16 protein-coding genes are annotated in these 14,303 nt (G+C 64.8%); 6 read left to right on the top strand and 10 right to left on the bottom strand.

Going from position 1 to position 14,303, the window contains the following annotated elements:
• Window positions 1–33: 33 nt before the first annotated feature.
• Window positions 34–642: a TetR/AcrR family transcriptional regulator gene (locus ACSQ3M_RS15215; RefSeq protein WP_436150903.1), complete on the bottom strand. Its 609-nt coding sequence runs from the start codon at window positions 640–642 to the stop codon at window positions 34–36.
• 78 nt (window positions 643–720) lie between these two features.
• Between ACSQ3M_RS15215 and ACSQ3M_RS15210 the strand changes: the two genes are divergently transcribed.
• Together ACSQ3M_RS15210 and ACSQ3M_RS15205 are read left to right on the top strand one after the other, a co-directional pair.
• The gene (locus ACSQ3M_RS15210) at window positions 721–1,326 is read left to right on the top strand and encodes an NAD(P)H-dependent oxidoreductase (RefSeq protein WP_436150902.1); all 606 of its coding nucleotides are present in this window, start codon (window positions 721–723) and stop codon (window positions 1,324–1,326) included.
• 269 nt (window positions 1,327–1,595) lie between these two features.
• Window positions 1,596–2,078, top strand: coding sequence for a hypothetical protein (locus ACSQ3M_RS15205; protein WP_436150901.1), 483 nt, complete (start codon window positions 1,596–1,598; stop codon window positions 2,076–2,078).
• Window positions 2,079–2,286: 208 nt separating this feature from the next.
• Here the strand turns inward: ACSQ3M_RS15205 and ACSQ3M_RS15200 are convergent, their stop codons facing one another.
• Entirely contained in the window at window positions 2,287–3,168 is an 882-nt protein-coding gene (locus tag ACSQ3M_RS15200; RefSeq protein WP_436150900.1) for a type 1 glutamine amidotransferase, read from the bottom strand.
• Between the two features lie 113 nt (window positions 3,169–3,281).
• On the opposite strand from ACSQ3M_RS15200, the gene ACSQ3M_RS15195 reads away from it, so the two are divergent.
• A complete protein-coding gene (locus tag ACSQ3M_RS15195; RefSeq protein ID WP_436150899.1) occupies window positions 3,282–4,190 on the top strand; it encodes a DMT family transporter in 909 nt (302 codons plus the stop codon).
• A 148-nt stretch (window positions 4,191–4,338) separates the two neighbouring features.
• On the opposite strand, the gene ACSQ3M_RS15190 is transcribed toward ACSQ3M_RS15195, so the two are convergent.
• The 4 genes from ACSQ3M_RS15190 to bla all read right to left on the bottom strand — a co-directional run bounded on the left by ACSQ3M_RS15190 (window position 4,339) and on the right by bla (window position 6,461).
• A complete protein-coding gene (locus ACSQ3M_RS15190; RefSeq protein ID WP_436150898.1) occupies window positions 4,339–4,587 on the bottom strand; it encodes a hypothetical protein in 249 nt (82 codons plus the stop codon).
• A 23-nt stretch (window positions 4,588–4,610) separates the two neighbouring features.
• Window positions 4,611–4,871, bottom strand: a complete 261-nt coding sequence (gene rpsU / locus ACSQ3M_RS15185) for a 30S ribosomal protein S21 (RefSeq protein ID WP_436150897.1) — start codon at window positions 4,869–4,871, stop codon at window positions 4,611–4,613.
• 149 nt (window positions 4,872–5,020) lie between these two features.
• The gene (locus tag ACSQ3M_RS15180) at window positions 5,021–5,230 is read right to left on the bottom strand and encodes a cold-shock protein (RefSeq protein ID WP_057191831.1); all 210 of its coding nucleotides are present in this window, start codon (window positions 5,228–5,230) and stop codon (window positions 5,021–5,023) included.
• A gap of 229 nt (window positions 5,231–5,459) precedes the next feature.
• Complete coding sequence (gene bla, locus ACSQ3M_RS15175) at window positions 5,460–6,461, bottom strand: class A beta-lactamase (RefSeq protein ID WP_436150896.1); 1,002 nt, start codon at window positions 6,459–6,461, stop codon at window positions 5,460–5,462.
• Between the two features lie 239 nt (window positions 6,462–6,700).
• On the opposite strand from bla, the gene ACSQ3M_RS15170 reads away from it, so the two are divergent.
• Both ACSQ3M_RS15170 and ACSQ3M_RS15165 read left to right on the top strand, forming a co-directional pair.
• Window positions 6,701–7,087 carry an antibiotic biosynthesis monooxygenase family protein gene (locus ACSQ3M_RS15170; RefSeq protein ID WP_436150895.1) on the top strand — a complete coding sequence of 129 codons (387 nt, stop codon included), beginning with the start codon at window positions 6,701–6,703 and terminating at the stop codon, window positions 7,085–7,087.
• A gap of 44 nt (window positions 7,088–7,131) precedes the next feature.
• Entirely contained in the window at window positions 7,132–8,037 is a 906-nt protein-coding gene (locus ACSQ3M_RS15165; protein WP_436150894.1) for a sigma-70 family RNA polymerase sigma factor, read from the top strand.
• Here the strand turns inward: ACSQ3M_RS15165 and ACSQ3M_RS15160 are convergent.
• The 3 genes from ACSQ3M_RS15160 to ACSQ3M_RS15150 form a co-directional block, all read right to left on the bottom strand.
• Window positions 7,995–8,240: a DUF1902 domain-containing protein gene (locus tag ACSQ3M_RS15160; protein WP_436150893.1), complete on the bottom strand. Its 246-nt coding sequence runs from the start codon at window positions 8,238–8,240 to the stop codon at window positions 7,995–7,997. The two genes, ACSQ3M_RS15165 and ACSQ3M_RS15160, sit on opposite strands and share 43 nt — an antisense overlap.
• Before the next feature lie 54 nt (window positions 8,241–8,294).
• Window positions 8,295–9,884 carry a phosphoglycerate dehydrogenase gene (gene serA / locus ACSQ3M_RS15155; protein ID WP_436150892.1) on the bottom strand — a complete coding sequence of 530 codons (1,590 nt, stop codon included), beginning with the start codon at window positions 9,882–9,884 and terminating at the stop codon, window positions 8,295–8,297.
• A gap of 171 nt (window positions 9,885–10,055) precedes the next feature.
• Window positions 10,056–11,234 (bottom strand): phosphoserine transaminase, encoded by a 1,179-nt coding sequence (locus ACSQ3M_RS15150; protein WP_436150891.1) that lies wholly within the window; start codon window positions 11,232–11,234, stop codon window positions 10,056–10,058.
• Window positions 11,235–12,121: 887 nt separating this feature from the next.
• Here ACSQ3M_RS15150 and ACSQ3M_RS15145 point away from each other — a divergent pair.
• Window positions 12,122–12,964 carry a hypothetical protein gene (locus ACSQ3M_RS15145; RefSeq protein WP_436150890.1) on the top strand — a complete coding sequence of 281 codons (843 nt, stop codon included), beginning with the start codon at window positions 12,122–12,124 and terminating at the stop codon, window positions 12,962–12,964.
• Between the two features lie 366 nt (window positions 12,965–13,330).
• On the opposite strand, the gene ACSQ3M_RS15140 is transcribed toward ACSQ3M_RS15145, so the two are convergent.
• Window positions 13,331–13,708 (bottom strand): GIY-YIG nuclease family protein, encoded by a 378-nt coding sequence (locus ACSQ3M_RS15140; protein ID WP_436150889.1) that lies wholly within the window; start codon window positions 13,706–13,708, stop codon window positions 13,331–13,333.
• Window positions 13,709–14,303: the final 595 nt, after the last annotated feature.

Here is a 14,303-nt window from a genome sequence, read left to right as displayed (position 1 = left end):
GGCGGCGCGTGTGGAACCCCGTAAGCGGCCGGCTCAAGCCTTTGCGCTGCGTGCGACCATGGCGGTGATCGTCTCGAACAGCTCCCGCTTCGCCTCCTCGGCGCCGACTTCGCCGGTCGCGGCGGCATGCGACAGCGCCTCGGCGGCGCCGAGCATGGCGCGTAAGCCCGCAGTCGGGATCGTCCGGCCATCGGCGAAGGGCGCGAGCAGGCTCCGGCACCTCTCCAGAAAGATCACGTCGCAGTCGCGCTTGACCGCGGCGAGCTCGGGCGAGCCCGCCAGGGCCGCGACGACACCTGGAATCTCGCGCCCCTGGGTCAGCACGCAGTCGACATAGGATGAAGCGATCGCCCCGGCCTTGCCGGCAAGGCTCGCCTCGCTGCCGGTGAGCGCCGCATCCATGACCGCGTATTCCCGCAAATCGAAGTCGCGATAGAGCGCGATCAGCAATCCGCTGCGGGTGGTGAAGTGGTCGTAGACCACCGGCTTGGTCACGCCGGCCCGCTCGGCGAGGCGGCCGAGCGTCAAGGCGTCGGTGCCTTCCTCGCCGACGATTCGCCAGGCGGTCGCTATGAGCTGGCGCTGGCGATCCTCGCGCGTCAGGCGCTGGCGGCGCGGCCGTTCGGTATCGAGGCTTGACATGTCTTATGTACCAAAAGTAACTTACTATAAGTATATAGCCATTGCGCGCCAATCGCAATCAACCCAGGAGACATTCCCATGCACGCCCTCGTCGTCGTCGCCCATCCCGATCCCGGTTCGCTCAGCCATGCCGTGGCGCAGGCGCTGGCCGACGGCGTCTCCGGCGCCGGCCATAGCGTCGAGATCGCCGATCTCGCCAAGGAAGGTTTCGATCCGCGCTTTTCGCTGAACGATCTTTCCGTGCATCGCCGCGAGATCGCGCAGCCCGCCGACATCGCCTTCGAGCAGGCGCGGGTCGACCGGGCCGATGCGCTGGTGCTGGTCTATCCGATCTACTGGTGGTCGATGCCGGCACTGATGAAAGGCTGGATCGACCGGGTCTTCGCCAATGGCTGGGCCTATGAGGAGCTCGAGGACATGAAGACGATCAAGAAGCTGGAGCACCTGCCGGTCCATCTCGTTGCGCTCGCGGGCGCCGACATGCGCACCTTCGCCCGCCACGGCTATTACGGTGCGATGAAGACGCAGATCGATCACGGCATCTTCGGCTATTGCGGCGCGCCGGTCGTGACCTCCGAATTCCTAGTGCCCGTGCCGGAGATGTCGGCGCATCTCGATACAGCGCGTGCGCTCGGCGGCAAGGTGTTTGGGGCGATGGCGGCCAAGGTGGCCGACGCGGCGTAGTCCTGTCATTCCAGACACCGCGATGTCCGTCATGGTCGGGCTCGTCCCGACCATCCACGTCTTTCCTCCTGCAATGCGGTGTTCAAGACGTGGATGCTCGCCACAAGGGCGAGAGTTCACCGAGACCGACAATTCTTGGCGGAGGCGATCTGAAGATCGGCTTGTCGGCAGGCTGCCGATGGCGAATTTCGTCCCTTTGCCGAGGTAGGTCACGACGTGTTAGCTTCGTATGCGGCGATGTGCTTAGGCCTTCAGTCAATTGGATCCTGATGTTTCGCCTCGCAGCCATCCTCGCTGAGCTTCTAGCAGGCGCAATTGTCATTAGCCTCTTCGTGAGTCTTTTCGCGGTCCCTGCGATCTTGTTAGGCGCTCGCAGTTTGCTCGGCGAAAACAACCCCCAATATTCGCAATTCCTGTCCGAGCTGGAACGCTACCGCATGATTTTGAAAGGTCGAGCTCTTCTAGAGGGCGACGAGCTGGACATCTCAACTTTAAACGAAGGGAACTGGCGTACAGCGTGTTTGGTGGGCGGTTACAAGGACTATGCGAGAGTAATAAATGCCCGTGAATCAGTCGATTGGAAGCCGAAGACAAGCACCTTTGTTGACGAGTTCGAGATGGCGCTGGTCTACGTCGATGTTGCCGGCATTCCAAACGTGATGCATTTCCGTAGCGGCATCGGCCCGATCGGGCAGCATTTCGAGAGATGCATAACTAAACCTGATACAAGGATACAATTGTTTCACTCTTGAGCCTGCCGATACTCAAAGAGTATATTTACGGATTAGATGCGTTCAGCGGTGTGCCCCAGTGAGTTGAGTGCTGGGTTGAAATGATGCACCAGCGGACGAACTTCAGATTCCCGCCCCGAACAGACGATGGACATGTCCATTGTCGGGGCCGGCGGCGGATTGCCGGCAGCGGTGTAGCCCCGTCATTTCAGGGGCGAGCATGGCGGTCTCACGCCCGTCCGCGCACGCTCGCTTGCGGTTTCACCCGCGCCTCGAGGAAATTCCTGAGCTCGGTCACGCGCTTGACGGGGTCGAGCACCTCCTCGTCGAGGCCGTGAGCCCAGGCGAGGTCGCGGCGGGAAGGATCGGCGTCGAGCGCGTCGAGATCCGCGAGCCAGGCCTTCGTATCGGCCTCGTCCTTGCGGAAGCCGCGCTCGATCAGGACCCCACTGTGCCGTCGCAGGATCGTGGCGACGAGGCTGAGCGAGAATTCCGGGTGGTACTGCACGCCCCAGAAGCTGCCGCCATCCTGGCGGAACTCGGCGGCCTGGATCGGGCTCATCGCGTTCGAGGCCAGGATGGTCGCGTCCGCCGGCGGCGCAACGATGCTGTCGAAATGGATCGCCGGCGCATCGAAGGCGGCGGGCCGGCCGGCAAGCAGCGGGTGCCGGGCGCCTTCTTCGGTCAGGCTGATCCGGCGGGCGAAGCCGATCTCGAGCCCGTTGGGATTGAGCGCGACGGTCCCGCCGGCAGCGACGGCTCCGATCTGGATACCCCAGCACGAGCCGAAGCAGGGCGTGCCGCTCTTGTAGATCGCCCGCATCAGCTCGATCTGCCGGGTCACGGCCGGTTCGGGGCTGTGAATGTGCAGTGAGGAGCCGGTCAGGGCGATGCCGTCATAGGAGGCGAGGCCGGAGCCATCGGGCAGGTTGGCGCCCTCGTCGGCCGGCAGGCAGATATCCGTCACCAAGGACGGCTCGATCCGGCGCAATTCGGCGGCATAGGCTTCAGACGGAGTTGCGCCCCAGTCGCGGGCATATTCCTCGCGCTGCTCGCGCTTGTAGCCGTCAACGACGAGGACGCGGAGCGGTTTGCGACTGAACACGTTCATGGCTTCCTCGGCACGTTTGCGTCCGGCGACGGGCTGCATTGCGCCTCCTCTCATAGGAGAAGCGCGGCCGGCAAGGCTATGCAAGTGCTTCGCAGACATGAGGATCATGCATCTTGCAGCCCGCCGCCTCCCTTCCGCAGCGCGTCTGGGCAAATGCCTATGTCTTGCTGACGCTGACGACCCTGCTCTGGGCCGGCAATGCCGTCGCCAGCCGGCTCGCCGTCGGCGAGATCGCGCCGATGACGCTGACCGCGCTGCGCTGGGTCTTCGTCTGCGCCGTCATGCCCTATCTGTTTCGCCAGGGCCTGCGCGAACACTGGCCGGCGCTGAAGGCGAACTGGCTCAAGGTGACGTTGCTCGGCGCCCTCGGCTTCACCGCCTTCAATACGCTGATGTACATCGCCGCCTATTCGACCACGGCAATCAATATCGGCATTCTGCAAGGCTCGATCCCGGTCTTCGTGCTGCTCGGCGCCTTCCTGGCCTTCCGCACGCCGATCGGCGGCCTGCAGGCGCTCGGCGTCACCGTCACCATCCTTGGCGTGCTGGTCACGGCGAGCCGCGGCGACTGGCACATCCTGCTTCAGCTCAGCTTCCTGCCCGGCGATCTGTGGATGATCATCGCATCCGTGCTCTATGCCGGTTACACGGTCGGCATCCGCACCCGCCCGCCGATGCCCGGGCTGATCTTCTTCACCGCGATGGCGATCGTCGCCTGCGCGGTTTCACTGCCGCTGCTCGCCGCCGAGATCGCGACCGGCAAGGCCTATTGGCCGACGCTGAAGGGCTGGCTGATCCTGATCTATGTCGTGATCGGCCCCTCGATCCTGTCGCAGCTCTTCTTCATGCGGGCGATCGAGCTGATCGGCCCCGGCCGCGCCGGCGTCTTCGTCAATCTCGTGCCGGTGTTCGCGCCGCTGCTCGCGGTGCTGATTCTCGGCGAGCAGCTCGCGGCCTATCACGGGCTGGCGCTGGTGCTGGTGCTGGGCGGCATCTGGATCGCCGAGCGCAAGCTGCGCTGACACTGGGCGGCGGCCACTGCCGCAAGCGCGAGTTCACGGAGGGGGCGGGCGCGTCGATGACAGAGCTGGGCGCTACACGCCTGTCTCGCGGGCATCGAGGCGCGCTGAGACGTTGTTCTGGCGGCCTGTGGCGGTCGACTGGAAGGTTCTACTTCGCTCGCCGGACCCGGGGCTTCTTCGCCGGTTCGGCTGGAGCCAGCGCCGCGGCTGCGGCGTCGGCAGCCTCCTTGGCAAGCCGCAGCGCGCGCAGCCTGACCGTCTTCTCGACGACGGCCCGCTGTTCGGCGCGCACGGCTTCGAGCGCGCTCTCTGCTTCTTCCCGCCGCTTCTCGACCTTGGCGAAGTTCCGTTCCGCCCGAAGCTTGGCTTCCTCGGTGGAGAGTCCCTTGGTTGCCATGGCTGCGGCTCCTCTGGCCTGAATCAGGCTACCGCTGGGCGCGGCGGCCGGACCGGACGCGGCTTCGGCTTCGGCGCCGGGAGCAGGCCCTCGCGCTGCGCCTGCTTGCGGGCGAGCTTGCGGGCGCGGCGGATGGCATCGGCCTTCTCGCGGACGCGCTTCTCGGACGGCTTCTCATAGGCAGAACGCCGCTTCATCTCGCGAAACACGCCCTCGCGCTGCATCTTCTTCTTCAGGACGCGCAACGCCTGTTCGACATTGTTGTCGCGGACGAGAACCTGCATTCGGACTTCCTCGTGTAAACGTCTCTTGGAAACAAAAAAGGGCCGGGCTGATCCCGACCCTTCCTCAGCTATCCTGCGCGGAGCGGGTCTGGCGCCGGTACATCCGCGGTCGCCTGCCCCTGATCTCTTATGCTGGACAGCGCGTCAGCTCACTCGGCGCGCAGATTGTCGGCCGACATCTTGCCCGAGCGCTTGTCCTGGACGAGCTCATACGAGATCTTCTGACCGTCGCGGAGATCGCGCATGCCGGCGCGCTCGACGGCGCTGATGTGGACGAACACGTCCTGACCGCCATCATCCGGCTGGATGAAGCCGAAACCCTTGGTCCCGTTGAACCATTTCACTGTGCCACTGGCCATAATCATATTCCTTCTTGCGATGCGGTGGTCACGCGCAGCAGCATGCCACGCGCGTTTTCGATTTGAGCAGGAAGGTCGTCAGCGGTGCGCAGAAGCTGCGCGGGCCAATTCGTTCGGCCTAGATCGAGTGCCATAAATGGGGGTTTGCCCTTCATTTGTCAACGCAACTTTGCCGGGCATCGATGGCCGGTGGTCGATGCCTGCTGTACCTGCCGCCAATTCAATGGCTCTACCGCAGGCTCTCCACCGCCAGCCGCGCCACCGCGGCATGGGCCGCCTCGCGCTCCTTCTCGCCGACCTGCGCGCCGGCGAGATAGACCGCGATGGCGAAGCGGCGTCCGTCCGGCAGGGTGACGATGCCGATATCGTTGGTGGCGTGGTTGAGCCCGTTGGCGCTCGGGCCCAGCCCTGTCTTGTGGGCGAAACGCGCCCCGGTCGGCAGGCCGGCCTTGATCCGGTTCGGGCCGGTCTTGGCCTCGAGCATGAGCTTGTCGAGCAGCGCGGAATGGGCGGGATCGCGCAACCAGGTGCCCTTGGCGACGCCTTCGAGGAAGGCAATCGAAGCGTCGGGCGATGCTGCGTCGCGCTTGTCGGTCAGCGTCGCCGCGAGGCGCTTCTTGCGCTCGGCAGCGGGAATCGCCTGGATCGCCTTGTAGAACTTCGCAGTGTCGATCGTCGCGTTCCAGCCATAGCCGGGCAGGCCCAAGATCTCGGGCTGGAAGACGCGCTCATAGCGATCGACCGAGATGCCGCTGACGCCGCCATCCTTCAAGAGCGCGGTCAGCGCCTGCGGGCCGCCGATCAGGCGCAGCAAGAGGTCGGCGGCGGTGTTGTCGCTCTCGCCGGTCGAGCGGGCCAGCAACTCGCGCAGCGGATACTCGTTGCGCTCGCCCTTGAAGGCCCTGGCGAGCGGGCTGTGATAGAGCGAGAGATCGTTGCGGGTGACGGTAATGGTCTGGTCGAGCTTCAGCTTGCCGGCTTCGACCGCCTGCAGCACGCCGATCGCGAGCGGCAGCTTGAATACGCTCTGCAGCGGGAAGGGCTCGGCCCCGCGATGCGACCAGCTCTTGCGGTCCTTCAGATCGATCAGGCCGACGCCGAGGCGGCCCTGCGAGGCGGCCTCGATCCTCGGGATTTCGGCATCGAGCCGCGCCTTGTCCCAATCGGCGGAGGCGGGGAGCGAGGCGAGGATGGCGAGGGTCAAGGCAGCAAGGCGAAGACGGGCAGGCATGGTGGGTTCCCTGTGGCGTTGTGCATCACAGAGAAGGGGCATTGCGGCGCGGGTGCGGCGGCGTTCCAGCGTGCCGCAAGCTCGGGCGCAACAAAAAAATGCGCCGATCCGGTTCCGATGACGCGCGGCGTTCGTCTTTAGGCAGGGATGTTCGAAAGCGCCGAGGGCGACTGGATACGCATCCCGCGGATGGAGGTTGCGATATGACGAAGAACAATGTCTCGCGTCGGGCAGCGTTGATGGTCCTCACCGGCAGCCTCGCCATGTCCGCGTTCACGCAAAACCGAGCCAAAGGAGCTCCCATGGAAGCGAAGATTCCCGCCGGTGACGGCAGCATCGCCCTCGTCAACGTCTTCACGGTTCAGTCAGGGGATCAGCAGCGCCTCGCAGCGATCCTGCGCGAGGGCACCGAAGCCTTCTTCAGCCAGCAGCCGGGGTCGATCTCTTCCTCGGTCCTCGTCGCCAAGGACGGAAGCCGGCTCGTCAATTATTCACAATGGCGCAGCATTGGCGACATCGCCGCTTTTCGCGAGAAGGCGTATTTCAAAGCCTATATCGAACGGATCGGCGCGCTCGCCACGGTCGAAACACTGCTTTGCGATATCGCCTTCTCCCATGCAGGATAAATGGCGGTGCAAGGCGGCGAAATGAACGAACTGTCGGGAAGCCCATGACGGCGCCTGTCTCGCCGTCGCCCCCGGATCCGGCGCAAACGGTGCTGGCCAGCCTGATCGAGCGGTTGCGCCCGGCCCTGCATCGCTACTGCGCCCGTATGATGGGCGCGTCGGTCGAAGGCGAGGATGTCGTTCAGGACGCTCTCCTGAAGGCGGCGGAAGCATGGAGCGAGGCCGGGCCGGGGGAAAATCCCGACGGCTGGCTGTTTCGCATCGCCCACAACGCCGCTCTCGATGCGCTGCGACGGCGCTCGCGTCGCGCCGCCTTCGAGGGCGAGGGACATATCGACATGGCCCCGCAGCAGCGGACGGATTTCGACCCGCTCGGCGCCCGGGCAAGCTTGCAGATTCTGGCGCGCCTTCCCGTCGCGCAGCGCAGCGCCGTCACGCTGCGCGACGTGCTCGACTTCTCGGTGGAAGAGATCGGGCAGATGCTGGATTTGAGCCTGCCGGCCGTGAAAGGCTTGTTGCAGCGCGGGCGGCAGCGGCTCGCCGGGATCGCAGGCGAGCCTGCGGAGCTGCGAGCGCCGCCGCTCTCGAAGGTCGAGCGCGAACGGCTCGAGATCTATGTCGCGCGCTTCAATGCCCATGACTTCGACGCCGTTCGCGCCATGTTGGCGGAGGATGTGCGCCTCGACCTCGTCAATCGCCTGCAGCTGCGCGGCCGCGACAAGGTCGCTCCCTATTTCGGACGCTACGATGTCGCGACGCATTGGCGTTGTGCCGTCGGAACGGTGGATGGACGGCCGGCCGTGCTGATGCTGGACGCGCAGGACGCCGGCGGCCGGCCGCTCTATTTCGTGACGCTGGAATGGCGCGGCGGCGAGATCGTGGCGATCAGGGATTTCCTGTTCGCGCGTTACGTTCTCGAGAGTGCCGAGATCGCGACGTCGGAGGGCTGAGCGAGGTCCGCTTCCGCACAGCACAGCGTCAATTCTACCCGGCAGCCCTCGATGCCGAAACATTCCGGCAGGAGCCGGGTCAGCCGCTCGCGCAAGGCTTCGATCGTCTCCGCCTCGGTGACGATGCCGGCGTCGCTGGTCGAGCTGGCGTACCAGACGCCGGCCTCATCGTCGCGGCGAACATCGAAGGTGACGATGCGCATGCGTCTCTCCATTTCGGACAGGATAGCATGCGCACCGCAACCGTGCAGCGGCCTTCAGAACTTCAGCCTTCGCGCCCGCTTGACCATCGGGATCTCGTGGATCTTGGCGAGCAATTCGTCCGAGATCGCCTCGTCGACGGCGACATAGCAGATCGCGTCGCCGCCCGGCTTGTCGCGGCCGAGATTGAAGGTCGCGACATTGACGCCGGCGGCGCCGAGCAGCGAGCCGAACTGGCCGATGAAGCCCGGCTTGTCGGCGTTGCGGACATAGAGCATGTGCGGCGCGAAATCGGCGTCGATGGCGATGTCGCGGATCTCGACGATGCGCGGCTTGCCGTCATGGAAGACCGTGCCCGAGGCGTGGCGCGGCATGTCCTCGGCCTCGACGACGATGCGGATGACGCTTTCGAGATTGCCGGCGACGTCGCGGGTCAATTCCTCGACGACGATGCCCTTCTCCTTCGCCACCATGGCCGAGTTGACCATGTTGATCTCGGGCAGGAAGGGGCGAAGCACGCCGGTGATCGCAGCGGCCGAGATCGCCTTGAGGTTCAGGCTCGCGACCGCGCCCTCGTACTCGATGCGGATGCCCTTGACCGGCGCCTCGGTGAGCTGGCCGAGGAAGGAGCCGAGCTTTTCGGCAAGATCGACGAAGGGCTTGATCCGCGGCGCTTCCTCGGCCGAGATCGACGGGAAGTTCACCGCATTGGTGATCGCGCCCTTGAGCAGGTAGTCGCTCATCTGCTCGGCGACCTGCAGCGCGACATTCTCCTGCGCCTCATTGGTCGAGGCACCGAGATGCGGCGTGCAGACGACGTTGTCCAAGCCGAACAGCGGGTTGCTCTCCGCCGGCTCGGCCGAGAACACGTCGAAGGCGGCGCCGGCGACATGGCCGGACTTGATCAGTTCCGCCAGCGCGGCTTCGTCGACGAGGCCGCCGCGGGCGCAGTTGATGATGCGCACGCCCTTCTTCGTCTTGGCGAGGTTCTCGGCCGAGAGGATGTTCTTGGTCATCGCCGTCATCGGCACATGCAGGGTGATGAAGTCGGCGCGCTTCAGCAGCTCGTCGAGCTCGACCTTCTCGACGCCCAGCTGCACCGCCCGTTCCGGCGAGAGATAGGGGTCGAAGGCGATGACGCGCATCCTGAGGCCGATGCCGCGCTCGGCGACGATCGAGCCGATATTGCCGCAGCCGATCAGGCCGAGCGTCTTGGCCGTGATCTCGACGCCCATGAAGCGGTTCTTCTCCCATTTCCCGGCCTGGGTCGAGATGTCGGCGGCCGGGATCTGGCGGGCGAGCGCGAACATCATCGCGATGGCGTGCTCGGCGGTGGTGATCGAGTTGCCGAAGGGCGTGTTCATCACGATCACGCCGCGGCTGGTCGCGGCCGGGATCTCGACATTGTCGACGCCGATGCCGGCGCGGCCGATCACCTTCAGCCTGGTCGCGGCCTCGAGCAGTTTGGCGGTGACCTTGGTGGCCGAGCGGATGGCGAGGCCGTCATAGTCGCCGATGATCGCGGCGAGCTTGTCCTTGTCCTTGCCGAGGGCCGGATCGAAGGTCACATCGATGCCGCGATCCTTGAAGATCTGCACGGCGGCGGGGGAAAGGGCGTCGGAAATCAGGACGCGGGGTTTGGTCATGAGGATGGAACTCCGCTGTCATTCCGGGGCCGAGCGCAGCGAGGAGCCTGGAACCCAGAAACGCAGGTGAATCAGGAAATGGCGGAACGGACGCGGCCAGCGAGGCCACGCATCGGTTCTGGGTTCCGGGCTCACGGGCTTTCGCCCGCGCCCCGGAATGACGGGCGGCGCCTACGCCGCCTTCTTGCCCAGCGAAGCCTTCGCCTCGTTGAAGGCGTAGGTGATCCAGGGCAGCAGCGCCTTGAGGTCGCGCGACTGCACGGTCGCGCCGCACCAGATGCGCAGGCCGGGAGGGGCGTCGCGGTAATGGCCGAGATCGTAGCCGGCGCCGGCCTTCTCGATGACCTGGACGACCTGCTTGGCGAAGGCCGCCTGCGCATCGGCCGGCAGCGCCGTCACCGCCGGGTCGGTGAACCTGAGGCAGACCGAGGTGTTCGAGCGCGTCTTCGGCTTGACCGCAAGGAAGTCGATCCAGTCGTTCTCGCGCACGAACTTGGCGATGACGCGGGCATTGCCGTCGGCACGCTTCACCAGGCCGTCGAGGCCGCCGACCTTCTTGGCCCAGGTGAGCGCGTCGAGATAATCCTCGACCGCGAGCATGGACGGCGTGTTGATCGTCTCGCCGGCAAAAATGCCCTCGGAGAGCTTGCCGCCCGAGGTCATGCGGAAGATCTTGGGCAGCGGCCAGGCCGGCTTGTAGGTCAGCAGCCGCTCGACCGCGCGGGGCGAGAGCACGATCATGCCATGCGCGGCCTCGCCGCCGAGCACCTTCTGCCAGGAGAAGGTGACGACATCGAGCTTTGGCCAGTCGAGCTTCTGGGCGAAGGCGGCCGAGGTCGCGTCGCAGATCGTCAGCCCTTCGCGGTCATCGGCGATCCAGCTGGCGTCGACGACGCGGACGCCCGAGGTCGTGCCGTTCCAGGTGAAGACGACGTCGCGGTTTTTGGTGTCGACCTTCTTCAGGTTCGGCAGCTCGCCATAGGGGGCGGTGAAGGTGCGGACATCCGCCAGCTTGAGCTGCTTGGCGACGTCGGTGACCCAGCCCTCGCCAAAGCTCTCCCAGGCGACCATGTCGACGCCGCGGGCGCCGAGCATGCTCCACATCGCCATCTCCATGGCGCCGGTGTCGGAGGCCGGCACGATGCCGATGCGGTAATCGGCCGGGACCTGCAGCACCTCGCGGGTCAGGTCGATCGCGAGCTTGAGCTTGTCCTTGCCGATCTTGGCGCGGTGCGAGCGGCCGAGCGCTGCGTCACCAAGGGCCTTGAGGGTCCAGCCGGGGCGCTTGGCGCAGGGGCCGGACGAGAAATGCGGCACGCGCGGGCGCGCTGCCGGAATCGTATTCGCCATCGATGTCTCCATCCTTACAGATGGGCGCGCCGCGTTGGGGCGGCGTGTCCCGTCGATGGGCGTAGGATGGAGGGGCGGGGGGAGTCAAGCTTGGTGTCTGGTGTAGCGCGAACAATCAAATGGCAACAGATCGAGTTTTGCGAAGGTCCGCGAATTGAACCCAGACGCCACATACTCCAAGAGAAGCGAACATGTGATCGGAGGCTTCAATGGACGCAAGGGCCGTTCGACTGCTCGCTTGGGTTCAATCCATCCCCCTGCCGAATTGGATCTCAGCAGGAGCGCTTGCCGTATCGATCGGTGCGCTCGGAGCCTCTTGGTGGTCGGTTAATATCGCCTCACAGCAGGCGGTAATATCGCTCCGTCAGGATTTAAGAACCGAGCTCAGCGAGGTCGACAGCTCAATGTCGCAAATTGCTGCTGCTCGCTCAGCGCTAACAATGGATGTATCGACTGGCAGATCGGTAGCTGCGGCCTCTTCGTGGGATGGACATCCACCTGGATCAGAAGGTGGGCAAATTCGTGCTATGGCCGACCGAGCCCTTCGATCAGGCCATTTCGCTGCGGTTCCGCTGACCGACGCGGAGCGCTCGACGTGGGCCGAGCTTCGTGATCGTTCTAAGGCAGTGTTCGACCAACTTGCCGCGCTACCAGCCACAAGAGGGTTTGCGGAGCAGACGAGCGAAATGATTGCTCAACGAAACGCTCTGCGCACAGCAGCTGATCGGCTTTGGGAGCTAAATCGGGAACTCGATAATCATTTGGAACGCGTGCAGGCCGCTCTAGACGACCGTCAAAGGCGGATTACGCAACGTCTCAAAACAACAACCTGACGGGCAACGCATCATAGCTGGACCGAGCACCGGCAGGGATCAAGTGGTGCAATTATGACGATCGTAGCGATCTGGTTCGAGCCCGATGATCGAGCGGTCTGGTGCGCCGCCGATACTCGCATTTCCGCCGAGGGTGCGACAGGCGGTCAAACCATCCGGACGGACCAGGGCAGTAAGATTTTCCTCCTTCCGGTGAAGTGCAGCACGCCGAGAACAGGCCCCTCACTGACGTCAGTCGTTCTGTTTCGCTCAACGTGGGGCATGGCTTTCGCGGGGGACGTCCTGCCGGCGATCTCAACCTATGCCGTGGCATCAAACTTCTTGCAGAATCTGGTCTACCAGAACGGAGATCCGCAGGCCCCGGTGAGTATCGCCGACGCCGCAAATCTGTGTGCTAGGCTCGGCCGCGAATACATGCGCAGCTACCTTGCGAGCACAAATGGGCAGCGTGGCACGTTCGAAGCGGCGATCTTCGGCTGGTGCCCTGTCGCGGCGGGCTTCCGTGTCGCCCATCTCGAACGAGAATCTGACAAGCCCGGTGTCGACGTGGCTGTGACCATCACGGATCCGGTCGGCTCATCGAAGCCGCTGATACTAGGCCAGCGCGTCGAATATGAGGAAGAGGCGGCGCGATTTGAAATGCATGGCGATCCCTATGGACGTCGCGGCCGAGCGCCTCTTCATATTCTTGAAGCTATCGTCGCGCGGGGAGTGGCCAGCGTCGGCGGTGACATCTCCTTGGCGCATGCGAACCAAACGGACGTGCAGCTCTTTGGCCGAGCGACGCCTGATGTCGTCGGAGAACCGAAGGCCTCCCTCTCCTTCAACGGCATCCAGTTGAGCGGCGAGAGCGCGTATGTCGGGACCAATCTGATCGGCGTGAACTTTCTCGCCTAGAGCGGAGGAGCGATCACCACTTCCCTTACCCGCTTGGTGTGCTCCGCTCCGCCCGCCTGGTAACTCAGCTCGACCGTCTCGATCGAGGCCCAGGCGAAGAGCTCGCGCACCTCGAGCACGTCGTTAGCGAGAGAATGAATCGGCCTTGAAGGCGCTGTAAAGCGGCGCTGCCCGCAAACCGTCATCCGACACCTCGACCCTCCCCCCGTCATGGTCGCCCTTGTGGCGACCATCCACGTCTTTGCGGCGGTTAGGCTGGGTGTTTGGCATTTGCTAGCCGCTCGCCTGCCATCGGCGTGGCAAGACGTGGATGGTCGGGACAAGCCCGACCATGACGGGAGGAGGATAGGATAGCGCTCGGTGCAATCACGCCAGTTCGTCGTAGAGGTCGTTCCAGTCCGGATTGCGCACCATGATGGTGCGGGTCTTCCAGGCGCGGTACCAGCGCTTCATCGAGGTCTCGCGCTGGATCGCAGCCTCGATCTCGTCATGCCATTCATACCAGACGAGCCGCTTGAGGCCGTGGATTTTGGTGAAGCCGTCGGTCAGCCCCTCGCGATGCTCGTGGACGCGGCGCGCCAGATCGCTCGTCACGCCGAGATAGAGCGTGCCGTTCGGCCGGTTGGTCATGATGTAGACCCAGCCGCCCTTGCGCTTCATGCCGGCAGAATGGCGGGCGGTCCGGTCACCGGCAAGGGCGCGAATGCCTCTCCCGTCATGGTCGCCCTTGTGGCGACCATCCACGTCTTTGCGGCGGTTCGACTGGGCACTGCGGAGACGGAGTGGGTGCGCCCGTTCGGGGCATTCTGTGCCTGTTTCACCTGCCTTCGACGTCGCAAGACGTGGATGGTCGGGACAAGCCCGACCATGACGGGGAGGGCGATGCGGGGACAGGATGGTGATTTATCCCCGCCCTCTCCATCCGCCGTATACTCCCGCGTATCCCATCCCCGAGGGGCGGCCATCCGGAGGCATGTCGTTTGGCGGGGTGGGTGCGGCGCCTGCGGGCGAGGGTTGCGCCTCGCTCCCGGGAGGCTTCGGGAACCGACCTGGGGGTACTACGGCCCCTGCGCGAGGAGCTCGCTAGCTGGACGGCTCGCCGATGATCAACTGCTCGAACGCCGACGCGACGACCCGATGAGGGGAACTGGCGAAGGCGGCGGGCGGGATCGGCGGTGCATCCGAATGAAGCGCGGCCCGGGGCTTTAAAATCGCCGATGGCGGAGCGCCACGGGGCGTGCGGAGGGTGGCTCAATCCCTTCGCGCCGCTTCCTGGCTCAATGGAAGCGGAATACCAAACGCGCCTCGCGGCGCTCCGCTGCCCCTCGATTGTGACAAC

The organism is Allobosea sp. LjRoot90, from assembly GCF_964254315.1.
In the GTDB taxonomy this organism is placed as follows: domain Bacteria; phylum Pseudomonadota; class Alphaproteobacteria; order Rhizobiales; family Beijerinckiaceae; genus Allobosea.
This window is presented reverse-complemented; position numbering and strand designations above follow the sequence as displayed.